This window comes from Catenibacterium sp. AM22-6LB (genome assembly GCF_003435615.1).
Classification (GTDB): domain Bacteria; phylum Bacillota_I; class Bacilli_A; order Erysipelotrichales; family Coprobacillaceae; genus Catenibacterium; species Catenibacterium mitsuoka_A.
Window position 1 is genome coordinate 13,540 of record NZ_QTUM01000002.1, and the last position, 26,000, is coordinate 39,539.

At 33.2% G+C, this 26,000-nt stretch carries 30 protein-coding genes; 24 read left to right on the forward strand and 6 right to left on the reverse strand.

Annotated elements, in window-relative coordinates; translation table 11 throughout:
• The first annotated feature begins 8 nt into the window (after positions 1 to 8).
• The 6 genes from rpsM (at position 9) to DW269_RS00940 (ending at position 3,054) form a co-directional block, all read left to right on the forward strand.
• Positions 9 to 374 (forward strand): 30S ribosomal protein S13, encoded by a 366-nt coding sequence (gene rpsM, locus DW269_RS00915; RefSeq protein ID WP_022425041.1) that lies wholly within the window; start codon positions 9 to 11, stop codon positions 372 to 374.
• A gap of 15 nt (positions 375 to 389) precedes the next feature.
• A complete protein-coding gene (gene rpsK / locus DW269_RS00920) occupies positions 390 to 779 on the forward strand; it encodes a 30S ribosomal protein S11 (protein WP_006505648.1) in 390 nt (129 codons plus the stop codon).
• A gap of 53 nt (positions 780 to 832) precedes the next feature.
• On the forward strand, positions 833 to 1,777 hold the full coding sequence (locus DW269_RS00925) for a DNA-directed RNA polymerase subunit alpha (RefSeq protein WP_022425040.1): 945 nt from the start codon (positions 833 to 835) through the stop codon (positions 1,775 to 1,777).
• A gap of 21 nt (positions 1,778 to 1,798) precedes the next feature.
• A complete protein-coding gene (rplQ, locus tag DW269_RS00930; RefSeq protein ID WP_006505650.1) occupies positions 1,799 to 2,161 on the forward strand; it encodes a 50S ribosomal protein L17 in 363 nt (120 codons plus the stop codon).
• A gap of 183 nt (positions 2,162 to 2,344) precedes the next feature.
• On the forward strand, positions 2,345 to 2,695 hold the full coding sequence (locus DW269_RS00935; protein ID WP_117458138.1) for a hypothetical protein: 351 nt from the start codon (positions 2,345 to 2,347) through the stop codon (positions 2,693 to 2,695).
• 14 nt (positions 2,696 to 2,709) lie between these two features.
• A complete protein-coding gene (locus DW269_RS00940; protein WP_233502416.1) occupies positions 2,710 to 3,054 on the forward strand; it encodes a hypothetical protein in 345 nt (114 codons plus the stop codon).
• 67 nt (positions 3,055 to 3,121) lie between these two features.
• On the opposite strand, the gene DW269_RS00945 is transcribed toward DW269_RS00940, so the two are convergent.
• A complete protein-coding gene (locus DW269_RS00945; RefSeq protein ID WP_117458140.1) occupies positions 3,122 to 4,294 on the reverse strand; it encodes an AraC family transcriptional regulator in 1,173 nt (390 codons plus the stop codon).
• Between the two features lie 139 nt (positions 4,295 to 4,433).
• On the opposite strand from DW269_RS00945, the gene DW269_RS00950 reads away from it, so the two are divergent.
• The 18 genes from DW269_RS00950 to DW269_RS01035 all read left to right on the forward strand — a co-directional run bounded on the left by DW269_RS00950 (position 4,434) and on the right by DW269_RS01035 (position 21,601).
• Positions 4,434 to 5,708, forward strand: a complete 1,275-nt coding sequence (locus tag DW269_RS00950; protein WP_117458141.1) for a PTS sugar transporter subunit IIC — start codon at positions 4,434 to 4,436, stop codon at positions 5,706 to 5,708.
• Between the two features lies 1 nt (position 5,709).
• Entirely contained in the window at positions 5,710 to 7,065 is a 1,356-nt protein-coding gene (locus DW269_RS00955; RefSeq protein WP_117458142.1) for a glycoside hydrolase family 1 protein, read from the forward strand.
• Positions 7,066 to 7,235: 170 nt separating this feature from the next.
• Positions 7,236 to 9,452 carry a beta-glucosidase BglX gene (gene bglX, locus DW269_RS00960; RefSeq protein ID WP_117458143.1) on the forward strand — a complete coding sequence of 739 codons (2,217 nt, stop codon included), beginning with the start codon at positions 7,236 to 7,238 and terminating at the stop codon, positions 9,450 to 9,452.
• A gap of 172 nt (positions 9,453 to 9,624) precedes the next feature.
• A complete protein-coding gene (locus tag DW269_RS00965) occupies positions 9,625 to 10,149 on the forward strand; it encodes a hypothetical protein (protein WP_117458144.1) in 525 nt (174 codons plus the stop codon).
• Between the two features lie 61 nt (positions 10,150 to 10,210).
• Positions 10,211 to 11,089, forward strand: coding sequence for a MurR/RpiR family transcriptional regulator (locus DW269_RS00970; protein WP_117458145.1), 879 nt, complete (start codon positions 10,211 to 10,213; stop codon positions 11,087 to 11,089).
• Between the two features lie 40 nt (positions 11,090 to 11,129).
• Complete coding sequence (locus tag DW269_RS00975; RefSeq protein ID WP_117458146.1) at positions 11,130 to 11,960, forward strand: energy-coupling factor transporter ATPase; 831 nt, start codon at positions 11,130 to 11,132, stop codon at positions 11,958 to 11,960.
• A complete protein-coding gene (locus DW269_RS00980) occupies positions 11,936 to 12,787 on the forward strand; it encodes an energy-coupling factor transporter ATPase (RefSeq protein WP_117458147.1) in 852 nt (283 codons plus the stop codon). Before DW269_RS00975 ends, DW269_RS00980 begins: the two co-directional genes overlap by 25 nt.
• Positions 12,780 to 13,580 (forward strand): energy-coupling factor transporter transmembrane protein EcfT, encoded by an 801-nt coding sequence (locus tag DW269_RS00985; protein ID WP_022425033.1) that lies wholly within the window; start codon positions 12,780 to 12,782, stop codon positions 13,578 to 13,580. Before DW269_RS00980 ends, DW269_RS00985 begins: the two co-directional genes overlap by 8 nt.
• Positions 13,577 to 14,314 carry a tRNA pseudouridine(38-40) synthase TruA gene (truA, locus tag DW269_RS00990; RefSeq protein WP_117458148.1) on the forward strand — a complete coding sequence of 246 codons (738 nt, stop codon included), beginning with the start codon at positions 13,577 to 13,579 and terminating at the stop codon, positions 14,312 to 14,314. Before DW269_RS00985 ends, truA begins: the two co-directional genes overlap by 4 nt.
• On the forward strand, positions 14,298 to 15,176 hold the full coding sequence (locus DW269_RS00995; RefSeq protein WP_117458149.1) for a PHP domain-containing protein: 879 nt from the start codon (positions 14,298 to 14,300) through the stop codon (positions 15,174 to 15,176). The genes truA and DW269_RS00995 overlap by 17 nt, the downstream gene beginning before the upstream one ends.
• A 217-nt stretch (positions 15,177 to 15,393) precedes the next feature.
• The gene (rplM, locus tag DW269_RS01000) at positions 15,394 to 15,828 is read left to right on the forward strand and encodes a 50S ribosomal protein L13 (RefSeq protein ID WP_006505660.1); all 435 of its coding nucleotides are present in this window, start codon (positions 15,394 to 15,396) and stop codon (positions 15,826 to 15,828) included.
• Positions 15,829 to 15,840: 12 nt separating this feature from the next.
• Complete coding sequence (gene rpsI, locus DW269_RS01005) at positions 15,841 to 16,233, forward strand: 30S ribosomal protein S9 (protein WP_117458150.1); 393 nt, start codon at positions 15,841 to 15,843, stop codon at positions 16,231 to 16,233.
• Between the two features lie 216 nt (positions 16,234 to 16,449).
• A complete protein-coding gene (locus DW269_RS01010; RefSeq protein WP_117458151.1) occupies positions 16,450 to 17,196 on the forward strand; it encodes a TSUP family transporter in 747 nt (248 codons plus the stop codon).
• Positions 17,197 to 17,386: 190 nt separating this feature from the next.
• Positions 17,387 to 17,818 (forward strand): hypothetical protein, encoded by a 432-nt coding sequence (locus tag DW269_RS01015; protein ID WP_117458152.1) that lies wholly within the window; start codon positions 17,387 to 17,389, stop codon positions 17,816 to 17,818.
• 366 nt (positions 17,819 to 18,184) lie between these two features.
• Positions 18,185 to 18,715 (forward strand): GNAT family N-acetyltransferase, encoded by a 531-nt coding sequence (locus DW269_RS01020; RefSeq protein WP_226793465.1) that lies wholly within the window; start codon positions 18,185 to 18,187, stop codon positions 18,713 to 18,715.
• 26 nt (positions 18,716 to 18,741) lie between these two features.
• Positions 18,742 to 19,596: a MurR/RpiR family transcriptional regulator gene (locus DW269_RS01025; protein ID WP_230310133.1), complete on the forward strand. Its 855-nt coding sequence runs from the start codon at positions 18,742 to 18,744 to the stop codon at positions 19,594 to 19,596.
• 125 nt (positions 19,597 to 19,721) lie between these two features.
• Entirely contained in the window at positions 19,722 to 21,122 is a 1,401-nt protein-coding gene (locus DW269_RS01030; RefSeq protein WP_117458155.1) for a 6-phospho-beta-glucosidase, read from the forward strand.
• A gap of 65 nt (positions 21,123 to 21,187) precedes the next feature.
• Positions 21,188 to 21,601 carry a peptide deformylase gene (locus DW269_RS01035; protein ID WP_117458156.1) on the forward strand — a complete coding sequence of 138 codons (414 nt, stop codon included), beginning with the start codon at positions 21,188 to 21,190 and terminating at the stop codon, positions 21,599 to 21,601.
• A gap of 83 nt (positions 21,602 to 21,684) precedes the next feature.
• Here DW269_RS01035 and DW269_RS01040 read toward each other — a convergent pair whose 3' ends face one another.
• The 5 genes from DW269_RS01040 to DW269_RS01060 all read right to left on the reverse strand — a co-directional run bounded on the left by DW269_RS01040 (position 21,685) and on the right by DW269_RS01060 (position 26,000).
• Positions 21,685 to 21,957 carry a type II toxin-antitoxin system RelB/DinJ family antitoxin gene (locus DW269_RS01040; RefSeq protein ID WP_117458157.1) on the reverse strand — a complete coding sequence of 91 codons (273 nt, stop codon included), beginning with the start codon at positions 21,955 to 21,957 and terminating at the stop codon, positions 21,685 to 21,687.
• A gap of 114 nt (positions 21,958 to 22,071) precedes the next feature.
• On the reverse strand, positions 22,072 to 23,949 hold the full coding sequence (locus DW269_RS01045; RefSeq protein ID WP_117458158.1) for a heavy metal translocating P-type ATPase: 1,878 nt from the start codon (positions 23,947 to 23,949) through the stop codon (positions 22,072 to 22,074).
• Positions 23,950 to 23,964: 15 nt separating this feature from the next.
• Positions 23,965 to 24,183 (reverse strand): cation transporter, encoded by a 219-nt coding sequence (locus tag DW269_RS01050; protein WP_117458159.1) that lies wholly within the window; start codon positions 24,181 to 24,183, stop codon positions 23,965 to 23,967.
• Positions 24,184 to 24,196: 13 nt separating this feature from the next.
• Positions 24,197 to 24,544 carry a metalloregulator ArsR/SmtB family transcription factor gene (locus DW269_RS01055; protein ID WP_006505676.1) on the reverse strand — a complete coding sequence of 116 codons (348 nt, stop codon included), beginning with the start codon at positions 24,542 to 24,544 and terminating at the stop codon, positions 24,197 to 24,199.
• A 109-nt stretch (positions 24,545 to 24,653) separates the two neighbouring features.
• Positions 24,654 to 26,000 (reverse strand): rubredoxin-like domain-containing protein, encoded by a 1,347-nt coding sequence (locus tag DW269_RS01060; RefSeq protein WP_117458160.1) that lies wholly within the window; start codon positions 25,998 to 26,000, stop codon positions 24,654 to 24,656.

Here is a 26,000-nt window from a genome sequence, read left to right on the forward strand (position 1 = left end):
AATAGACAATGGCTCGTATAGCTGGTATTGATATCCCACGCGATAAGCGTGTGGTAGTTTCTTTAACTTATATCTATGGTATTGGTCCAACAACAGCTAAGAAAATCTTAGCAGCTGCTGGCGTTTCTGAAGATGTTAGAGTAAAGGATCTTACAGAAGAAGAAGAAACAAAAATTCGTAAAGAAGTTGAACATATTAAAACTGAAGGTGACCTTCGTAGAGAAACTCAGTTAAACATTAAGAGATTAATGGAAATTGGTTGCTACAGAGGGCTTCGCCATCGTAAAGGACTTCCAGTACGTGGACAGAGAACTAAGACTAACGCTAGAACGCGTAAAGGTAAAGCTACTCCAATTGCTGGAAAGAAGAAGTAGTAGGAGGCAGAACAAATGGCAAAACAAGTTGTACGTGGTAAAAAACGTGTAAAGAAGAATATAGCAAAAGGTATTGCTCATGTTCATTCAACATTCAACAATACAATCGTAACAGTTGCTGATGAACACGGTAACGTTATTAGCTGGTCAAGCGCTGGTGCTCTTGGATTCAAAGGTTCAAGAAAATCTACTCCATATGCTGCTCAGATGGCTGCTGAAGCTGCTGCAAAGGCATCTATGGATCATGGTATGAAATCTGTTGAAGTATGTGTAAAAGGTCCTGGTCCAGGACGTGAAGCTGCTGTTAGAGCTCTTTCAGCTGCTGGTTTAGAAGTAACTGCAATCACTGACGTTACTCCAATCCCACATAATGGATGTCGTCCACCAAAACGTCCTCGTGGATAATTTGATTTATATTACATTTATATAAAATAAATATCTCAAAGAGGAGGGAAACAATGCAAAAGTTTGAAAAAGCAAATTTCACTGTTGATACATACAATGAAGATGAAAATTATGGTAAGTTTATCATCGAACCTTTAGAAAGAGGTTTTGGTACTACTTTAGGTAACTCTTTAAGAAGAGTATTATTATCATCTATGCCAGGTGCTGCAGTATTTGCAGTAAAAATCAATGGCGCTATTCATGAATTCTCAGCAGTTGATGGTGTCTTAGAAGATGTTACAGCTATCATCTTAAATATTAAGAAATTAGTATTTGAATTAGATTCTGATGAAGATGTAACAATGGTTATTGATGTCACTGGTCCAGCTACTGTAACTGGTGCAGACATTCAATGTCCTTCTGAAGTTAAGATGATTTCTAATGATTTAGTAATTGCTCATGTTGCTGAAGGTCAGCATTTCTATATGGAAATGTATGCTCATAAAGATAGAGGTTACATGAGTGCAGATCAGAATAAGAAGTTCGTTAACAGTGTTGACGTAATTCCTACTGATTCTATCTTCTCTCCTGTTGTTAATGTAGCATATTTAGTTGAACCAACTCGTGTTGGTCAGTCAGCAAAGTATGATCAGTTAACTATGGAGATTACAACTGATGGTTCAATTAAACCTCATGAAGTTCTTGCAATTGCTGCAAAAGTATTAGTTGAACATTTAAATATGTTCGTTGAATTAACTGATCAGGCAATGAATATGGACGTTATGAGTGAAGTACAGCAAGATACAGGTAACAAGGTTCTTGATATGACTATTGAAGAACTTGACCTTTCTGTACGTTCATACAACTGCTTAAAGAGAGCAGGAATTCAGACTGTTCAAGAATTAGCTTCTAAGACTGAAGACGATATGATTAAGGTTCGTAACCTTGGTAAGAAGTCTTTAAAAGAAGTTAAAGAAAAATTAAATGAATTAGGTCTTGGTTTTAAACCAATGGACTAAGTTTGTGGAAGGAGTACACTAATGGCAAACAATAGAAAATTAGGCCGTGTATCTAGTCATAGAAAAGCTATGTTACGTAACTTAGCTACTGATGTCATCATGCATGGTAAGATTGAAACAACTGCTACTCGTGCTAAAGAAGTACGTAAAGTCGTTGATAAATTAATCACTCTTGGTATTAGAGGAGATCTTCATGCAAGAAGACAGGCTGCTGCTATTCTTCAGAATGTAGTAGATCCAGCAACTGGAAAGACAGCTGTACAGGTTCTATTTGATGATGTTGCACCTAAGTTCAAAGGTAAGAACGGTGGTTATACTAGAGTTATCAAAACTTATAACCGTAAAGGTGACAATGCCCCAATGGCAATCATCGGATTATTCTAATCACAAAGCCCCTATGGTTTCATAGGGGTTTTTCTTTTCCTCTATTTTGTAAATGGTATTCACAAATTCATAAAATGTAAGTGCTTCTCTTTGTCAACTAGGTTTAAAGTAGTTTTTAAATCATTGTTTATGAGTAAATATAAGACTATGATGAACTCGTAAAGAAAAGAGGAGGAAGCAATTATGAATATAGATGTTAAAAAGATTTTAGATCAGGCAAAGGACTCATATGATCGTTATTTCAAGGATGCACCAAAATTACCAGAAAACCATGGACAGGATGTAGTCTTTGATAAAGAAAAGATGAAAGAAATCATCAATAAAAAAGTAAACCAGCTTGAAGGACATGTTAATAACTTAAACACACTTAAGAAAGAACTTGAAGGTGAATCTGCAACCGTTCTTAATAACACATTCCCTAAAGATAAAGAAGAATATACTAAGACAACTGTTAACCAGATGCTTAAAGATTATGAAGAAGAAAGAAAAAGAATTGATGATTTAGAAAAGAAGCTTGATGAAATCAAGAAATAATGGAGGAAATAATTATGAATACTAACAAAATTATTGAAAAAGCAAAAGAATCATATGATCGTTACTTTAAAGATGCACCAGTTTTCCCAGAAAATCATGAGCAAGATGTAGTTTGTAATGCAGAAGAAATCGAAAAAATCATTGATAAAAAGAAAGCTCAGTTGGATGGCCATGTAGAAAACCTTAATGCATTAAAGAAAGAAATCGAAGTTACAGCAACAGATAAACTAAATAAGACATTTACTGAAGATGCCGCTGAATATGCAAAGAAAGCTGTTAATCAGATGTTAGCTGATTATGAAGAAGAAAATAACAGAATTGCAGATTTAAAGAAAAAATTAGCTAAACTTAAGAAATAATACCAAAAATAATTGTGGTATTTTAATTGAAAAAGAAGTGGCGTATTATTATATAGCCACTTCTTTTTCAATACATATTACGATACTGTTTAGGAGTCATTTTAGTATATTTTTTAAATATTTTAGTGAAATGACTTTGATCGGTATAATTTAATATTGTTGAGATTTCTAAAATAGATAATTTTGTATTAATTAGAAGAAATTGACTTTCTTCTATTTTTTTTCTGTTTATATATTCGACGAGGCCTTCTCCAGTTATTTTTTTAAATTGTACAGATACATATTTTCCATTCATATTGATTTCACTTGCAATATCATCAAGTGAAATATTTCTATGTAAATTTTGATTAATGTACTCTATACATGTTCTTGTCCATAAGGGATATTGAGTTGATAGGTTTTTCTTTACTAAGGTGCAAAAGTCAATAATTGTACGCATAAGTACTTCATTTAATCGATTCATATCTTGTGCTGTGTCTACCTTTCTAATACATACATCACTTAAACCATAGGCATCTTCAAGATGGACACCAGTTTCTATTACCTGTCTAGTAATTAATGTAACAATGGACACTATTTTATATTTTGTTGATTGAATTTTATCGTTAGAAAGCAGTTCTGATTCGTTTTTAATCAGTTTAGCAATAAGAGTACGTGCAGATATACTATCTCCATCATGTATATACTTTAAAAATTTTTGCTCATCAAGAAAAGTGTAAATTTGATTTGTATATTCTCTTTTAGTTATTTTTAATTCCTCTAGATCATCTTTTGATTCACTTTGCTTATTCTCATGAAGAATTTTTCTAATATCCTCTATAGTGAGTACATCGTTCGTTAGAAGATGATAAATAATCTGTATATAAGTAAATGAATGATCATTAAAGGTGGTACATTTTTTTTGGACTTCATCTAATTGGGGTTTAGTTTTTAAGAAATTAAAAAAAGTGATTTGTTTTATTGAACGATATTGATATATAGAATTTAACAACATTGGACCAATACAAATCATATTGTCTTTATACTTAATAAAGAAGATAATATCACTTTTTGTATTCAAGATACCAATTTTTTTCCATTTAATAATAGAAGACTTTAATAAATGTTTAAAACAATCCTTAGGTAACTTAAAAAAATCTTGAGTACAAGCGGTAATCACATTATTAGAATTAAGTATAAAAATAGGGATTTTTGTAGTTTCATAGAAATAATCAATATTTTTTAAAAATGTTTCAATCATAAGATACCTCTTATTTATATTAACATCAATCAAATAAAACAAACAATATAATTTACCAAATTACTATAGATTATACCATTCTGTGTAAGCGTTATCCGTATAATGGTATTGTAATCAAATTTGAAAGGGGATATAAAAAATGTTTAAAAATTTAGAAAAAGGATTACAAGATTTTGTTACTCCAGTTGCTCAGAAGTTGAGTGATAACCAGTCTCTAAAGGCTATCTCAGCTGGATTTGTAAAATTAATGCCTATTACGTTGGGATTAATTATTTTTTCAATAATAGGGAACTTACCTATTACAGGATTTACTGATTGGCTAGCAAAAATAGGACTTAAAGATTCTATTGATGCAGCATTAACTGCTAGTACTAGTGTGATTTCTATTTATGTAGTATTTGCAATTGCATATAATTTCGCAGTTAATAGAAAACAGAGCGGAATTACTTGTGGTTTTATTTCTCTTGCAGGTTTTATCTTACTTATGCCTCAGAGTGTTACAGTAGGAAAAGAAACAGTTGCAGCATTACCTATTAGTAATTTAGGCGCTTCAGCTATTGTGCTTGCTTTAATTGTTTCTCTTTGTGTTGGTCACCTATATTGTTATTTATGTGAAAAAAATATTACTTTCAAAATGCCGGATTCAGTTCCATCAATGGTTACTGAATCATTAGAACCCATTTTCGTTGCAATGATTGTTTTTGGATTATTATTTGCAGTACGTGCAGGTTTCTCATATACTTCATATAAGTATGTTACTGAATTTGTATCTCAGATTATCGCAAAACCTTTATTAGCTATTGGTACTTCTATTCCAGCATTAATCTTTGTCTTATTCTTAAGTAATGTATTCTGGTGGTTTGGAATTCATCCACAGACTATTCAGGGACCAGTCAGCAGTGTTTTATATGTCATGATGTTAGATAATATTGATAAGTTTGGAAAAGGTCAGGATATGTTATATGTATTACCTTTACTTGTTTATCTTATTGCAGGTATTGGAGGAAATGGTAATACACTTGGATTATTAATTTCTATGATTAGTGCTAAATCTAAACGTTATAAACAGATGTTTAAATTAGCTTTAGTTCCTCATATCTTTAATATTAATGAACCACTAATCTTTGGTATGCCAATTATTTTAAATCCATTCTTTTTTATTCCGATGACTCTAAACTGTGTTATTTCTGGAATTGTAGCGTGGATATATTTAATAGTTGTACCATTCACTTACAATCCAATGATGGAATTATTACCTTGGACTACTCCTGTATTTATTAAGTATTTCTTATCAGGTGGTATTGCATTATTGGTTTTAGTTATTATTTTAGTAGCACTTAATACCGCAATTTATTATCCATTCTTTAAGTTAGCAGATAATGCTGCATTAGAAGAAGAAAAGATAGGTAATTAAAATGAGTTTTCCTAAAAAATTTTTGTGGGGAGCTGCTACAAGTGCATTCCAGTATGAAGGTGCCTATTTAGAAGATGGTAAAGGATGGACAGTGGCGGATGAAAGATGTAAAGCAAAAAGAGATATTCAAGCAGACAGTTCTGTAGCAAGCGATGGATATCATCATTTAGAGCAAGATGTTTCTTTAATGAAAGAATTAGGATTAAAATCATATCGCTTCTCAATTAGTTGGGCAAGAATCTATCCTGATGGTGAGGGGACTATTAATAGTGAGGGGGTTGCTTATTATAAGAAACTTATCGACCTATTAGTTGAAAATCATATAGAACCTGTTGTGACATTATTACACTTTGATATACCATGGGCATTAGTAGAAAAGTATGAAGGTTTTGTTTCAAGAAAATGTATTGATTTATATGAGAATTATTGTCGTACATGTTTTAAACTATTTGGAAACAAAGTGAATTATTGGTTAACAATTAATGAACAAAATGTAATGGTAATGATGCATGATATGCTTGGGCTAAAAAAGGATGATCCACAACTTTCAAAAAAATTAGTACAGTGTGATTATAATATGTATTTAGCGAGTGCAAAGGCGATTATTACATGTCATAAAATGTATCCTAATGCACATATCGGACCATGTGTATCTTATCCAACTTTTTATCCAGAAACTTGTCATCCTGATGATGTTGCACTTGCATATGATATTCAAGATATGATGGCTTTTGCACCTATGGAAACATATGTTTATGGAACAATTAATCCTGTGGTAATGAATAAATGGATAAAAGAAGATACGGTTCCTAATATTTTAGAGGAAGATGATTCTATCTTAAAAGAAGGTACAGCTGATTATCTAGGAGTGAATTGGTATTGTACTCAAACAGTAAGTGCAACTTCTAGAAATGGAAGTTTTAATATTGGAATAGATGTTGATATTAAAAAGAATCCATATTTAGAATATGGACAATGGAATTGGAGCTATGATCCCAGAGCTTTAAAAATGGCATTAAAAGAGTGTTATGTACGTTTTAAAAAGCCTATTATGATTTGTGAAAACGGATGGAGTGAATTGGAAGAGTTATGTGACGGAAAAGTTCATGACATAAAACGTGTTCAATATTTGCATGATCATATTGAGCAGATGCAGAAGGCTTTAGATGAAGGTGTAAATCTTATTGGTTATCAGCATTGGAGTTTTGTGGATATTTTATCCTCATCACAAGGATTTGATAAAAGATATGGGTTAATATTTGTAGATCGTGATAATTTCAACATTAAAGAATGTCAAAGAATCAAAAAAGATAGTTTTTACTACTATCGAAATGTAATTGAAAATAATGGATTATAAATAGAAGAACGCGTTTGACCTACCTTAAATCAAATAAGACGATTGTTTTATTTCTTTTGGTTTATTATTTTACAATCGGTACAAAGATTAGCTCATCTCTATTTTAACAATTATATAAATATAGGGATGAGCTATAATTATTTATAGCAATTAAAAAATGGAGGATAAAGATGAGAGAAGATAATTTAATTGAGTTATTTAATTCACTTAGTTTAGAAGAAAAAATTGGTCAGTTAATTCAATTAAATCCTGATTTTTTTAGTAGAAATAATGCAATAAAAACAGGTCCCATTAGTTCTATTGGAATCGATGAGAATATGATACCTTATGTTGGATCTATATTAAATGCAACTAATGCACAAGACATAAGAACTATTCAGAATGAATATTTAAAAAAAAGTAAGCATAAAATTCCTTTACTATTTATGGCTGATATTATTAATGGTTATAAAACAGTATTTCCAATTCCTATTGCACTGGGGTGTTCATTTGATTTTCAAATGGTTGAAGAAACAGCTGAAATAGCTGCAAAAGAAGCAGCAGTGAGTGGTATTCATGTTACATTCTCGCCTATGGTTGATATGGTTCATGATGCAAGATGGGGACGTGTAATGGAGACATATAGTGAAGATACGTATTTAAATAGCCAATATGCTTCTGCAATGGTTAAGGGGTACCAAGGAACTAATGATCCAAATAAGAATATTGCTTCATGTATAAAACATTTTGCAGGTTATGGAGGCGTTTTATCAGGCAGAGATTATAATACTGTAGAGTTATCTGAGCGAACTCTTAGAGAAGAATATCTTCCTGCATATCAAGCTGCAATAAATGCAGGTTGTAAGATGGTGATGACATCATTTAATACGATAAATCGTATTCCTGTTACTGCAAATAAAAAATTATTAAGAGACGTTTTAAGAAATGAATGGGGATTTAATGGAGTAACCATATCTGATCATTCTGCAGTAAAAGAGTTAATTAATCATGGAGTAGCGGAGAATGAAAAAATTGCAGCTTCTATGGCTATAAGAGCAGGTACTGATATTGATATGATGACTGCATGTTATGCTAATAATTTAAGTCAGCTCATTAAAAATGGTGAATTAGATATAAAATATATAGATGAAGCTGCCTTAAGAGTATTAAAGTTAAAAAATGATTTGGGTCTATTTGAAAATCCATATCGAGGAGCAAATTCAATAGCAGAAAAGCAATATATATTATCTAAGGAATTCAAATCAAAAGCGCGTGAAGCAGTGACAAAATCTTGTGTTTTATTAAAGAACGAAGACAATATTCTGCCTTTAAAGAAGGATACTAAAATAGCACTCATTGGGCCTTATAGCGAAAGCAGGGAACTATGTGGAATGTGGTCTTTTACAGTTGATGATAAGGAAGTTGTCAATCTAAAAAAAGGACTCAAACAATACAGCAATAATCTTTGTTCTTGTATTGGTAGTCAAATGTTAGATGATTATACTGTTGTAAATGAATTAAATCAATTATTTGGAAAAAGTAGTATAGATAGTTCTTTAATTGATGATTCTGATGAACTTGCAAGAGCTATAAAATGTGCTGACCATTCAGATGTTATTATTCTTGCAGTAGGTGAACATCCATATCAAAGTGGTGAAGCAGCTTCACGAGTTGATTTAAAGTTACCAGATGTGCAGATGAATTTAATAAAAGAATTATCAAAACTAAATAAACCTATTATTACTCTTGTATTTAGTGGTAGACCACTCATTCTCAATGAAATCACTAAAATTAGTAATGCCATTATGCAATGCTGGTACCCTGGAATAGAGGGTGGTAATGGTATTGCAGATATATTGTTTGGTATAGCGAATCCTTCAGCAAGACTTTCTATTTCATTTCCTTATCATGTAGGGCAATGTCCTATTAATTATAGCTATTTACCAACAGGTAGGCCACTAATTAATAAGTCAGATAATAATCGCTTCATTTCTAAATATATAGATGCACCAAATGATCCACTTTACTGTTTTGGATATGGTTTATCTTATAGTGATTTTAAATATTCATCTATTACATTGAATTCAGAAATATTGAAAAAGGATGGATTGATTGAAGCCACTGTCATAATTGAAAATACATCTGATTATGATGGGACAGAGACGGTACAACTCTATTTAAAGGATAAAGTAGCTTCTGTTTCAAGACCAGTAAAAGAATTAAAAGCTATAAAAAAAGTCAGCTTAAGAAGTAAAGAAAAGAAAGTAGTTGAATTTATTATTAATAATGATATGTTAAAGTTTTATAGAAGCGACATGACTTATGATAGCGAACCTGGCGAATTTGAATTATTCATAGGACATGATAGTTCTACAATGAATAAAACTACATTTAAACTGATTAAGTAATACGAATACCAGGTTGATTCTGGTATTTTTTTTGTTCAAATCACATTCACACAATTTTACATTGTAAGGGAATTCATTTGTATACGTTGTTTACAATTAAAAAAATGTTGTTGTCATCTAGCAAATTCTTGATTATGATACAACTGTAATCGGAAAGGAGGGAGTCACTAGTATGAAATCAAACATAAAAAGCCTTCAGCAAGCTTCTTATACAAATTCCACTGACCCTCGACAAGTCAGCAAAAAGCGTCCAAAACCTTCAGTAAATCAAACTCCCACTTCCGATCACTATAATATATCTTTGCATATATTATCCACTCAGTTGAAGTGTGATGACAAAGATGAGCTTTATAAGAAGGCTATTAGTAAAGCAAAAGATTCATTCAATCGTTATTTTAATGATCAGAAACATTTAAAAGACATTGATAAGAATAACGATATACTTATAAATGTAGAAAAACTAGAGAAAACATATGATAAAAAGAAGAATCAATTAATAGGTCATATGGAAAATCTAGAAGCAATAAAAAAAGAACTAAATGAACGTGCTAAAAATAGCATAGGACATTATTTCTCAAAAGAGAAAAATCAATATTATATGGATGAAGTCGATCATCTTTATTCTAGCTATCAAGAAGAACAAAGACGACTAAAAGAATTTAAACAAAAGATAGATGACTTAAAGAAAACAGCCTAAAAGCTGTTTTCTTTGCGTTTTAGGCCTCTTTTCACTATAATGGGCGATAGAGGTGAAAACTATGATCATTCATCAAATTGAACAAACACATTTCAGTGATTCTGAAGCACTCATTATCCAATTTATTTTAAATAAAGGCATGGATATCAAAAATATGACTACTAAAGAGATCGCTGAAGCAACTTTTACTAGCCCTTCACTATTAATACGTATCGCAAAGAAAATGGGTTATGATGGCTGGAATCAATTCAAAAAAGCATTTCTAGAAGAATTAGAGTATATGTATGCATCTCAGGACATCGATGCGTCTATTCCGTTTCTAATAAGTGATGATATTTCTGTTATATCAAATAATATATTTAAACTACATGAAGAGACAATAGAAGATACAAAACACTTGATGAAACATGATGATCTTATGAATGCATTAAAACTCTTAAGAGATGCCAAGTATATTGATATATATACAAGACCTAATAAACAACATTTGGCTCAATCTTTTGCCCAGAAGATGTATTCTATTCAAGAACGTGTCGATACCGTTATGATATCTGGTAATGACCTAGTTCAAGCATCCATGAGTGGTCCTGAACACTGTGCCATTATTATCTCTTATTCTGGTGAAACAACACATATAATCCATCTTGCGAAGAAACTAAAAAGTAAACATACACCAATTATTGCGATTACAAGTATTTCTAAAAGTACACTTGTTAAATTATCAGATGTGAGCTTAAGAATCTCATCAAGAGAAATGTTGAATACTAAGATTGGGGATTTTGCATCCACTGAATCTATTACCTGTATATTAGATATTCTTTATAGCTGTTATTTCTCACTTAACTATAAAGAGAATCTTAACTATAAACTCAGTATTGCCGGGGAAATAGATGATCAGTACTCAGAATATGAATATATTGATGAAACAAAAATAAAATGATACACTTAGAACACGTGTTTTAATAATTAGGAGGCTAACTATGGCAAATGCGGTAGACATAAATAATCTAAGTTTTGAGTACGAAGAAGGTGCCAAAACAATTGATCAAATTTCTTTTTCAGTACCTAAAGGCAGCTATACAGTTGTATTAGGTCATAATGGTTCTGGTAAAAGTACGATTGCGAAATTAATTATTGGTTTACTTGAACCAAAAACAGGTGATATCACTGTAGATGGTATCCACTTAGATGAAGAACATCTCTATGATGTTAGAGAAAAGGTAGGTATTGTATTCCAAAATCCTGATAACCAGTTTATTGGTTCAACAGTCAGAGATGATATTGCCTTTGGTTTAGAGAACCTATGTGTTCCTACAGAAGATATGGAAGATATCATTCAGACATATGCGAAAAAAGTCAACATGACTGAATTCCTAGATCATGAACCTACAAAACTTTCAGGAGGACAGAAGCAGCGTGTCGCCATTGCAGGAATCCTTGCAATGCATCCATCTATTATTATTTTAGATGAAGCCACAAGTATGCTTGATCCTCGCGGTAAGATTGAAATCAACAATCTTGTTCATGAACTCAATCAAACACAGAATATGACTATTCTCTCTATTACTCATGATATAGAAGAAGCAGCTCTTTCAGATTATGTCATATTATTAGATAATGGTCATATTATTGATGAAGGAACTCCTGAAAAAGTATTAACACAAAAGGAAGAGTTAGAACGTATTGGCTTAGATGTACCATTTGCCTATAAGATTTCTAAAAAACTTCATGATTCAGGCTATCCAATTAAACCAATCATAAATAAAGAAAAGCTGGTGAAAGAATTATGTCAATTGAATTTAAAAAAGTAAATTATATATATGGAGAAAACACTCCATTTTCATATATTGCCTTAAAGGATGTCTCTTTAAAAATCCCTCAGGGTTCCTTTACAGCTCTTATTGGTCATACTGGAAGTGGTAAATCTACTCTCATCCAGCATATCAATGCCTTGCTTTTACCATCTAATGGTGAAGTAGATATTGATGAATTTGTGATTCGTGCTGGAGAAAAACCAGAAGTTTTAAAACCATTAAGAAAAAAAGCTGGTTTAGTTTTCCAGTTTCCAGAATATCAGTTATTTGAAGAAACTATCGAGAAAGATATTATCTTTGGTCCTACTAACTTCGGTATGTCTGAAGAAGAGGCGAAAGAACGTGCAGGTAAGGTATTAAAGCTCGTTGGCTTAGATGAATCATATCTTGAAAGATCACCATTTGAATTATCAGGTGGACAAAAAAGAAGAGTAGCCATTGCTGGAATACTTGCCATGGAACCAGATATTCTTGTCTTAGATGAACCAACAGCAGGTTTAGATCCACAAGGGGCTAAAGAAATGTTGGAATTATTTAAGAAGTTCCAGGAAAGTGGTAAGACAGTTATCATGGTCTCTCATGATATGAACCATGTATTACAATATTGTGATCATGTAGTAGTCATGAACCATGGTGAAGTAGAACGATATTGCGATGTAGATGAACTCTTTAGTGAAAGAGACTATCTTGAATCAATGAGTATTGATTTACCTGTTATTACTGATTTCATTCAAGAACTTAATATGGGTGGTTTCCATATCAACCCATCTATTAAAGATATAGATGAATTAGTTAACGCAATAGGAGGAGAATACAATGGATAGCATGATCATAGGACGTTATCTTCCTCTTAACTCTTTTATACATAAAAGAGACCCACGTTTAAAAATAGGTCTTCTTTTATTATTCTTAATTGCTGTATTTTTTGATGCAGGTTTTATTGGTTATGGTATTTTATCTGCCTATGTCATTTTATGTCTTCTTTTATCTAAGATTTCATTCAAGGATGTTATGAAGGCTATGAAGCCAATGATTTTCATGATGGCTTTTCTTGCCTTATTCAATCTCTTATTCTTACAGACTGGTTCTGTCGTATGTACTCTAGGACCTGTTAAAATCTATTCTGGAGCCTTAAAACAGACAGCCTATATTCTTATACGTTTAATCTTAATTATCTCTATGACAACCCTTCTAACAGCCTGTACAAAGCCATTAGACTTAACACTAGGTCTAGAAAAACTCTTTGGACCACTTAAGAAGGTTGGTTTTCCAACTCATGAAATTGCGATGATGATCTCTATCGCTTTACGATTCATTCCTACATTATTAGAAGAAACACAAAGAATCATGAAAGCACAGGCATCTAGAGGTGTAGACTTCCAGGAAGGCACATTTAAAGAGAAGGTTTCTGCCATTGTCTCTTTAATTATTCCGTTATTTATCTCTGCCTTCATGCGTGCAGATGATCTCGCAAATGCTATGGAAAGTAGAAACTATAACCCAGAAGCAACAAGAACACGTTACCATCAGGTAAAGTGGGATTTAGGTGATACACTTTCTCTCATCTTTTCACTTATTGTTGTGACAGGTGTTGTAGTATTGAGCTTTATACTATGAGAATAAAATGTATAGTGGCTTATGATGGTACACACTTCTATGGATGGCAGATCCAGCCAGATAAACGTACAGTACAAGAAGAAATACAAAAAGCCATTTATAAGATTACTCATGAAGAAGTTACAATTCACTCATCAGGAAGAACAGATGCGGGTGTCCATGCAGTAGGGCAGGTCTTTCATTATGATATCAATAAAGAAATACCTGAAAAACAATGGATTCGTGCCTTAAACAATTTCCTTCCTGATGATATCTATATCAAGGATTCATTCATAGTTGATGAATCTTTTCATGCACGCTATAGTGCAAAAAAGAAAGAATATCGTTATCTTGTTTCTACAAAACCTTATAACCCAATAGAGAGACTCTATGTCTATCAGCACAATCGTCCATTAGATATAGAAGCTATGAGGGAGTGTGCAAAGATTTTTTTAGGAGAACATGACTTTGCCTCATTTTGTGTCTTTAACGGTTTAGGAGATACAATCCGTGTTATAGAAACAATTGATATACAAGAAGAAGATGGGATTGTCACAATGAGATTTGTAGGAAATGGATTTCGTCGCTATATGGTCCGTTTAATCTCTGGTGCACTTATTCAAGTAGGATCCCATTGGCGTACAAAAGAATTTGTAGAAGACTTGCTTAACTCTAAAGGAAAGAAAAAATGTTTATTTAAGGCCAAACCAGAAGGTCTTTACTTACAGGAAGTGTATTATGAAGAAGATGATTAACTATCATACCCACACATATCGCTGTGGACATGCAGTAGGAAATGAATATGAAATGATAGAAGCAGCATTACATGAAGGCTATCAAGAAATAGGCATGAGCTGTCATATCGCTTTACCTCATTACCGTTCTCATCTTCTTCACTCACTTCCTTCAATTCGTTCTATTCAAGGTCTTAAATCATGTATAGGCGCTTTTTTAAGAAATGGTCCTAAGATGCGTATGCCTTATGATGAAAAAGAAGATTATCTAGATGCGCTTAACAACTGTCAGAAGCATTTCCACTATATCAAGATATATAAGGGATTTGAGGCAGAATTCTTTGAAGACTACCTAGATTACTATCAGAACTTATTAAGCTCTGGAGAAGTCGATTATTTGATTCTAGGACATCATTTCCATAAACATAGCATCCATGACTGTTACTATGGTAGAAAGAATCTTACAAAAAAAGATTTACTTAATTATGTAGAAGAATTAGAAAAAGCCATGGATACAGGACTATTCACTTACATAGCCCATCCTGATCTCTTTTTAATGGGATATGGAAAAATAGACGATGTCAGCAAAGAAGTTATCTTACGTATATGTAAGAAGGCAAAAGCCACAAACACCCCTCTAGAACTTAATGCAGGAGGTGTACGTAAAGGTGAAGTGAAGATGAATGGGAAGGATGTTTATCCTTATGCTAATGCCTATTTCTTTCAGATTGCCTCTATGATAGGCAATGATATTATTCTTGGATTAGATGCTCATTCACCTGAACAACTCAGCTGTGAGATGTATCATTACCTAGAAAAACTAGCTAAAGAATACCATCTTCATGTTCTTGATCACATCGAATTCAAGAAAGGAAAACAATAGAAAAATTCAAGAGAATTTTTCCTTTAATCATTGACAAAAGTGCGTGTGTTGCTATAATAAGATTGTTCTGTTCAAGGGGTATTACACCTTGATACAAGAATGCATGAGTTTGTTTGTTCAGGAAACAGTCTGACCCTTATCAACGGACAATACGTTTCCCTGGATAAAATCATTTTAAAAAGACCCCGGTAAGGTTATTTTAAAAGGAGAAAAAAGAATGAGACAAACAACAATGGCTAAAGAAGCCACAATTGAAAGAAAATGGTATGTTGTAGATGCAACTGGTCTTACATTAGGTCGTTTAGCATCTCAGGTTGCTACAGTATTAAGAGGTAAGAACAAGCCTACTTATACTCCACATGTAGACACTGGTGACTATGTAGTTATCATCAATGCAGAAAAAGTAGTAATGACAGGTAAGAAGTTAGACAAGGTGAAGTACTATCACCATTCTGGATTCTTAGGTGGTTTAAAAGTTAAAACTGCTAGACAGTTCCAGGAACAGAATCCAACTGGATTCGTAGAAACAGCCATCAAAGGTATGCTTCCACACAACACTCTTGGCAGACAGCAGGCTAAGAAATTATTTGTTTATGCTGGTAGTGAACATCCACATGCTGCTCAGAAACCAGTAGAATTAAAGTTAAAGTAGGAGGAAGAATAAATGGCAAACGTACAGTACAGAGGAACAGGTCGTAGAAAATCTTCAGTAGCTCGTGTTATCTTAACACCAGGTACTGGTAAATGCGAAATCAACGGTAAGGCTGCTAAGGAATACCTTCCTTCAGACGCATTATTAATGATCGTTGACCAGCCATTAGAATTAACTGGTACAAAGGATAAGTTCGATGTAAAAGTTAATGTTAATGGTGGAGGTATCTCAGGTCAGGCTGGTGCTATCCGTCATGGTATCGCAAGAGCTTTACTTGAAGCTGGTTCTGATTACAGACCAACATTAAAGGCAGCTGGCTTATTAACTCGTGATTCAAGAGTTAAAGAACGTAAGAAATACGGTCTTAAAAAAGCAAGACGTGCTCCACAGTTCTCAAAGAGATAATATTATTTATCACTTATTACAAGAGACATTCAAGAACTCCCTTTTGGGAGTTTTTGTTTTACCTTAAAATAGAGTTTTGAACTTTGCTAGACACTGTCTAACAAAACATATTAAATGTTTCTCAGATAAAAAGGTAGTTTACATCTCTTTCTTAAATCGCTAAAATAGGGAATCGATGTATTCACCTCTTATATCTTATGTAAAGGAAAAGGGAAAATGGGGATTTATTTCATTGTATGTCCGTTAGTATTTCTAGCGGGCTTTGTAGATTCAATTGCAGGTGGGGGAGGTCTGATTTCACTTCCAGCCTATATGTTTGCAGGAATACCAGTACACGCCGCAATTGCGACAAATAAGCTATCATCTTCAACAGGCACTGTTGTATCGACTGCAAGACTTATTAAGAATAAGAAAGTAGATTGGGGATTTGTACCAGGAACAGTCATTGGCGCACTCATTGGTTCTGTCGCAGGTGCAAATCTTACACTCATTATGAGTGATTATATTCTAAAGATGGTATTAGTTGTTCTTTTGCCAGTTGTCGCAATCTGTGTATTAAAAGATAAGAATATGGATGTAGAAGTTCCAGTGGGAATGACAAAGACTAAACAATATTTGATTGCGATTGTATGCTCATTTGTGATTGGCTGCTATGATGGATTCTATGGTCCAGGAACAGGTACATTCTTATTACTTGTATTTACTAAGTTTGCGAAGATGCCAATAGACAAGGCGACAGGAAATGTAAAGGTAGTAAATCTATCTTCAAACATTTCAGCATTAGTTACATTTATCTTAGCAGGTAAGATTCTATGGGGATTAGGACTTGCTGCTTCATGCTTTAGTATTGCAGGACATTATGTAGGTGCTGGAATGGTTGTGAATAACGGTTCTAAGATTATTAAACCATTAATTCCAATTGTATTAGTATTATTAATGATTAAAGTTGTATCAGGAATATAGTATTAAAAGGACTGAACCCAATAATGGATTCAGTCCTTAATATATGTTTTCTTATTGAGTATTCTTTACTTTAAAAGAAAAACAAGGAAAATGCAAGATTACAGTTCATCAAGGATAGGCAACACTTTGGTAGGAAGTCAACCAACAGACAGAAGGCAAAAACAATTATGATAAACGTCATTTTTTAGATGTGGAACATCCAGATGTTGATTTTAAATGTATCAAAGCTAAAGACATTCAACGCAATCCTGAACTTAAGAAAAAATACCGACCATATCAAGAACAGTGTCGGAATGCTTTTATTCAAGCAGGATATGACCCTGAAATAACGGCAAGTGTATATGATGGTTTTATCTCAAATATCGACCCGGAATGGTTATTCAATTGTGTTTGTACATTCTTTAAACCGAATGTCAATCCTATCGCATATGAATACATGGAACGTTCATTTGGTTGTTTTGACCCTGATAACGATGATAGAATCTTACCGACAATATGGCGCAGTCGTTTCGACGTTATAGATGACGGTGAACAGTGTGATCAACTTGAAAACTTAATCGAAAACTGTAATTTAACAAATGATAATCTTGCACTCATCCTGCAGACATTAAAATTAAAATAATGCTCTGCGTATTCATCATCTGTTAAACGTGTAAAAAATGTGATACATGGTATTTTTTTTCTATGCGAAACCAGTAGAGAATCCCTCTCTTCATATGCATAAATATAATGTCACGTACTATATTGACCGTTTCATAAGATGATGTGCTTATTTCTAAGCGACGATTGTAAAGTAATCAATTTTAAAATTTAATCTTAACGTAATCTTTAACTAGAGTTCATTTTTGAAAATCAGTAATCTTTTAAAAGAAAATACTGATTATCAGACACAAAATTGTTTTCACAAATAGTGCTAAGTAGATTGTTTAAGGCTTTATAATTTTTTGAGAATATTATAAAATATGATAAATAATAAGGAGGAGCAATGATGATTACTATTAGAATCGCAACAGTAGAGGATGCAGAGTCTATCCAGAAAATTTATGCACCTTATGTCCTTAATACAACTATCACATTTGAATTAGAACCACCGACAGTCAAAGAAATGGCAGATCGTATCAGTCATACTTTAGAAAAATATCCATATCTAGTCGCAGTAGAAGAGGGAGATGTGATAGGATATGCCTATGCAGGGACATTGTATGATCGTCGCGCCTATGATCATTCTGCAGAATTATCTATTTATATCGATGATAAAAAGCGTCATAAAGGAATAGGTCATCTTCTTTATAATGCTTTGATTAACTATCTTACAAGAATGAATATTACGAATCTTTATGGATGTATCACTTATCCAAATGATGCAAGTATCGCTTTTCATGAAAAATATGGTTTTAAAGAAGCTGCTCATTTCCATGAATGTGGCTATAAGTTTGATCAGTGGCTAGATGTAGTTTATCTAGAAAAGAGATTAGATAAAACGACTGAGCCATTCATACCTTTTAAAGAACTATGTTAATAAGAGAATCATTAGAAAAATGTCCAATGAATCCTAATGAAAAAAGATTGGGACAGTACTTGATAGATCAGGGCATACAACTAGAAAATGCGACTGTAAGAACAGTCGCAAAGGAAGTATTTTTAGCCCCATCGTCTGTTGTCCGTTTTGTTCAGAAATTAGGATTTGAAGGATTCAATGATTTCAAAAAACAATATTTAGAAGAAATACGATACTTATCCACACACTTTCAGAAAATAGATAGTAATAGACCATTCTCCCAAAATGACAAGAACATTGTGATTGCGAATAAAGTAGGATTACTTTATGATGAAACGTTGCAGGATACGATTTCTTTACTCAATCACGATATACTTCAGGAAGCCATCAATCGTATTGAAAAGAAGGAACATATTGCGATTGTCGTATCAGGTGCCCAGAAGGGAATTGCGTATACCTTTAAAGAAAAGATGATGAAAATTGGTAAGAAGGTAGATATTTTGGATAGCATGGATGAAGCTTTTTATGAAGCATGTTATTGTACCAGCAATACATTATTTATTCTCATCAGCTATTCTGGTGAAACATCAAAATGTCTTTTTATCTGTCATAAATTAATTGAAAGAAAACTGTCTTTTATTACTATTACAACCTATGGGACTAACTCTCTTTCTAGTCAGTCAGACTGCTGTTTATATGTATCCACAAGAGAAAAGTTAATTAATAATTTAGGTACATTCTCTTTTAATCTTTCTTTACTTTATCTACTTGATGTTCTTTATGCAGGTTATTTTAATACTAGCTATGATGAACATTTAGAAAATAAAACAGTGACTTCTATGGAATGTGAAAACATATTTACAGACCATGGTAGAAAAACAGATAACCCAATCATTAAATAGAACAGTGTTCCCTAAAATCCTTAGAAATAAGGAACAAAAAGAGAACACTGTTGTTTTCGCTTACATTTTACTGCTTTCTTTATTTCTTTTACGTATAATGATGTTGTCAAAGGAGGTACGCAAGAATGAATAAAGAAGGCGTAAAAATCGTTACTATTGGTGGAGGCAGCAGCTATACACCAGAATTAATGGAAGGGTTCATCAAGAGATATGATGAATTACCAATCAGAGAAATCTGGCTATGTGATATCGAAGATGGTAAAGAAAAACTTGAAATCGTAGGAAAAATGGCACAGAGAATGTGGGATGCATCTCCTTATGATGTAAAAGTACATCTTACATTAGATCGTAGAGAAGCATTACCAGGAGCAGACTTCGTTACTACACAGTTCAGAGTAGGTTTATTAAATGCACGTATCAAGGATGAAAGAATTCCATTCTCTTATGGAATGTTAGGACAGGAAACAAATGGTGCGGGAGGAATCTTCAAAGCATTACGTACTATTCCAGTTATCTTAAGCATTGTCGAAGATATGAAGGAATTATGTCCTGATGCATGGTTAATCAACTTCACTAACCCAAGTGGAATGGTTACTGAATCAGTTATGAAATATGGTAAGTGGGATAAGGTTATTGGTTTATGTAACGTACCAGTAGGTGCTATGATGGATGAACCAAAAACAATCGGAAAGACATTGGATCAGTTAACTTATAAGTTTGCAGGTTTAAACCATTTCCATTGGCATAAAGTATTTGATGAACATGGTCATGAAGTGACTAAAGATATCATCAATGCAATGTATGAAGGTAAAGATATGGGTATTCCAGCTAATATTCATGATATCCCATTCTTTAAAGAACAGTTATTACGTATGAATATGATTCCTTGTGGATATCATAGATATTACTATCGTGAAGAAGAAATGTTAGCACACGGTTTAAAGGAATACAATGATCCAAATGTTGGAACAAGAGGTCAGCAGGTACAGCAGACTGAACATGAATTATTTGAATTATATAAGGATCCTAACTTAGATCATAAGCCAGAACAGCTTGCAAAACGTGGTGGAGCACATTACAGTGATGCGGCTTGTGAAACAATTGCCTCTATTTATGAAAATAAGTTAAGTCATATCGTTGTAACTACTAAGAATAATGGTGCAGTACCTGATCTTCCAGTTGATTGTGCAGTAGAAGTATCTTCTTATATTGGAAGTACTGGTGCACGTCCAATCGCTTTTGGTCCATTAGAACCAGCAGAAAGAGGATGGGTACAGTGCATGAAGAACATGGAATTATGTGTTGAAGAAGCTGCTGTAACAGGTGATTATGGAACTCTATTACAGGCTTTCATAATCAACCCACAGATTGTAGCTGGTACTAAAGCGAAACGTATTATGGATGAATTATTAATCGCCCATAAGAAATACCTTCCTCAGTTTGCGGATACTATTGCAAGACTTGAAGAAGAAGGCGTAACTATCAAAGATGATGTTGCAAGAGAATTAACTGAAAAAGGATTATAATATGCTTAACAGGCTCTTATGAGCCTGTTTTCTTATGCTATAATATGTTTTAGGAGGATAAGTGAATGATTAAAGAAATAGTAAAGGATGATTTCTTCTTATCACAGATAGCAGAAAAAGCAACGAAAGAAGATTTATATATAGGCATTGATTTGAAGGATACACTTCAAGCACATTTACATGAATGTGTTGGTATGGCAGGGAATATGATTGGCTATAATAAAGCAGTTATTATCTTTTTAGAAGATGAAAAGATGCGTGTGATGTATAATCCTGAAATCATTAAAACAAGTGGTAACTATCATGAATGTGAAGAGGGATGTTTATCTCATGTAGGACAAAAAACAGTAAAGCGTTATGACACAATCAAGGTGTCTTACTTTGATGAATCATTTAAAAAGAAGATTAAAACTTTTATTGGTTTTACAGCACAGATCATTCAGCATGAGTGTGATCATCTAAAAGGTATACTCATTTAGATGAGTTGATAGAAAAAAAGGTGAAGATTATGCATATATAACAGCATATTTTTCACCTTTTTTAATTTGCTAGATATCGTATTTCATACGTCTAATGCTTCTTTAAGTGCATCGATACTAGAATATCTTGGAGAAGAAGGATTCTTCATCATTTTTCTGCCTTCCTCAATGGCAGAAACTGTAGTATTATTTGGTACTTCCAGTTTTAATTTAAAAGGAATACCATGTTCACGGATAACGGTTCTCAGGAAAATATTTACAGCTGTTGTCATATTTAGACCAAGTTCATTGAATATTTTTTCCGCTTGATCCTTGATTTCTTTATCAGTTCGAATATTTAGGTTTGTTGTTGTCATATAGAACATCTCCATTCAAATATAGTATACTCACAAGTACGTTTACCATCAATACAAAGTCATTATAGTAGAAGTATATTGTCATTATGTAAAAAGGCATCCCTGAGGATACCTTTAATTATGAATTGTGAGAGCACGTGTTGCGTTCATGACTGCAAGAATCATAACACCTACATCTGCAAATATTGCAAGCCACATATTCGCAATACCGAGTGCACCTAATACTAAACAGATGAACTTAACAGCTAACGCAAAGACAATATTCTGTTTTACAATTCTTAATGTCTTAGTAGAAATCTTCATAGCAAGTGAAATCTTTAATGGATCATCATCCATCAAAACAACATCTGCTGCTTCAATGGCAGCATCACTACCAAGACCACCCATCGCAATACCAATATCAGCACGAGAGAGTACTGGTGCATCATTGATACCATCACCAACAAAGGCAAGTTTTTCTTTGTCTGATTTCTTAGCTAACAACTTTTCTACTTCTTCTACCTTATCTGCAGGAAGAAGTTCACTGTGTACTGTATCAATGCCAATTGTCTTGGCTACAAGATCTGCAGTAGAAGCACTATCACCTGTTAACATAACAGTTTCCTTAGCCCCTAATGATTTCAAACCACTAATAGCCTCTTTTGCATGATCCTTGATAATATCAGAAATCACAATACAACCTGCATATTTGTCATCAACTGCTACATATACAAGTGTACCAGCCTTTGTATAAGCACTATAATCAATACTTTTTAATTTCATTAATTTCGCATTACCTGCAAGAATATGATGACCATTATAGTCTGCTTCTACACCATGTCCTGCAATTTCCTGAATATGATCTACAAGTGTATTATCGATTTTCTGATTATAAGCTTTCTTTAAGCTGACGCTGATAGGATGTGTTGAAGCACTTTCTGCATAAGCAGCATATTCAAGTAAGTTGTCTTTATCAAAACCTTCGGCAGGTACAACATCAGTCACTTCAAATACACCCTTAGTCAATGTACCTGTCTTATCAAATACAAAGTATTTAACATCAGATAATGTTTCTAGGTAGTTAGAACCCTTTACAAGAATACCGTTCTTGCTGGCACATCCAATACCACCAAAGAAACTTAATGGAATAGAAATAACAAGAGCACAAGGACAGCTGATTACTAAGAATGTGAGGGCTCTAAAGATCCAGTCACCGACATGAGCAGGCTGTCCCATAAAAGTTAAGACAATAGGGGGAATAATAGCCAAAGCGAGCGCACTATAACATACAACAGGTGTATAATATTTCGCAAACTTAGTAATAAAGTTTTCTGTCTTAGATTTCTTCATACTTGAGTTTTCTACAAGATCAAGAATCTTAGAAACTGTTGATTCACCAAATTCTTTTGTTGTTTTAACTGTGATACGTGCTGTCATATTAATAGAACCACTATAGATTTCATCACCACAATGGGCATTACGAGGCACACTTTCACCTGTTAAGGCACTTGTATTGAGTGTTGTATCACCCTCTACAATAATTCCATCAATAGGAACCTTTTCACCAGGATTAACAATGATTTCACTACCAATCTCTACATCATCAGGATCTACTTCTTCAATCTCGCCATCCACCATGATATTAGCATAATCAGGACGAATATCCATTAAAGCAGCGATATTCTTACGACTCTTACCAACCGCAATACTTTGGAATAATTCACCAATCTGATAGAAAACCATAACGGCAGAACCTTCAAGATATTCACCAAGACACATAGCCCCGATTGTTGCGACAGCCATTAAGAAGTTTTCATCAAATACCTGACCATGACTGATATTCTTAATAGATTTTCTTAAAATATCATGTCCAATCACAAAGTAGGGGATTAAATAGAGGATAAACTCTACATAGCCTGGTACAGGGACAATTGTCTTAAATACAGTAATTACGATCAATAAGACAATCGCAATAATAATTCTATTTAAAACATTCTTTTGCTTCTTTGTCATTTCTATCACTCCTTATTAAAGGAAGATTTCGCAATCATCCTCAACAATTTTACAATTTTCTCTTGCTTTTTCCATAACTGCCTGAGGATCTACACCATCCTCAAACTCAACCTTTAATTTTAAAGTCATAAAACTTAAAGTGGCATCCTTAACACCTTGAGTATTCTTTACTGCTTCTTCCATCTTATTTGCACAATTTGCGCAATCTACATCTACCTTATAAGTCTTTTTCATATTATTTTCTCCTTTACTCTTCAATATGATTCATACCAATAGATAAAATACTTCTTACATGATCATCATCTAATGAATAGAAGATAACCTTTCCTTCTCTTCTAAACTTTACTAGTTTAGCATCCTTTAATACTTTAAGCTGATGACTAATGGCTGGCTGAGAAAGCTGTAATATAGTAGCTAAATCACCAACACATAGTTCACCTTCAAATAAAGCATAGAGGATCTTGATTCTTGTAGAATCACCAAATGTCTTAAATAAATCTGCTAAATCATAAAGATATTCATCATCAGGCTGATTCTCTAAAACCTTTGAAACAACATCTTCATTCGCATTTAAGAATTCATTTCTCTTTTCCATGGCTCCTCCTCATATAAACGTTTTTACATATTTAATTATATGAATATGTTTATATGTTGTCAATAGAAAAGTCGAAGAAACAAATGTTTCTTCGACTTGGCTGTATGTATTATTCAGTTATTTCTTCAAAATCTGAAGCAGGATGTTTACATAGAGGACAAATAAAGTTTTCAGGAAGTTCTTCTCCGCTATATTCATAACCACAGATCTTACAGCGCCATTTACGCACAGGAGCTTCTTCCTTTACTTGATGTTCTTTATTCATATCTTCTACAATCACATCAGCAAGAGTTTCAATTTTTTCAAAATCTGCATTTTTCATACGTGATTTAATAGTGAGCTCTTCACCGATATAATTCCAAGATAATGGTTCAAGAATAGCTTTCATAGTCTTTTTAGCACTTGGTGCCCATGTACCATTTTCAATTAAAACACATGTACGATTCTGCAAAAGATGTTCTTTGATTTCTATCAATAAGTTCTGCATAGGTGTGAATAAACCCGCATTATAAGATGCACTTGCGAATACCAGATGAGAATATTTGAAACTTTCAGATAAGATATAAGATGGATCAGTTTTAGATACATCATATACTTTAATGTTGTGAATACCTTTTTCACTTAGCTTACTTGCAAGAATCTCAGCTGCATTGGCAGTACCGCCATAAATAGAACCATAAGCAATCATAACACCCTTGACTTCTGGTTTATAAGCAGCCCAAGAAGCAGTATGTTCTACCATTAAGTTAATATCTTCATCCCAGATAGGTCCATGCAGTGGACAAAGCATTGAAATATCAAGAGTAGAGGCTTTCTTTAAGGCATTAGTCACCTGTACTCCATATTTACCAACAATATTTGTATAATAACGTCTTGCTTCATCCCAGAATGATTCATCTAGATCCATTTCACTTGTAAATAGATTGCCATGAAGTGCACCAAAAGTACCAAATGCATCTGCACTAAATAAGATACCTGTTGTAGAATCATAAGTCATCATAACTTCAGGCCAATGAACCATTGGCGTAGTAACGAAGTTTAATACATGATGTCCAGTTTCTAAAGTATCACCATCTTTGACGACTATAGCATGGCTATCTACATCAAAATCAAAGAACTGCTTCATCATACGGAATGTCATAGTATTACCCACAATCTTTACATCAGGATAACGTACTACAATATCACAAAGTGTTGCACAATGATCAGGCTCCATATGATTGACTACTACATAATCAAGTGTTCTACCATCTAGCACATGTTCTAAATTTTCTAAGAACTGATGAGCAATCGCTGCATCTGCAGTATCTAATAAGACAGTCTTATCATCTACTAATAAATAAGAATTATAACTTACACCATCAGGAACAGGATAAACATTTTCAAATAGTTCTAAACGTCTATCATTGCCTCCTACATAATAAAAATCATCGCTTATTTGTCTTACATTAAACAT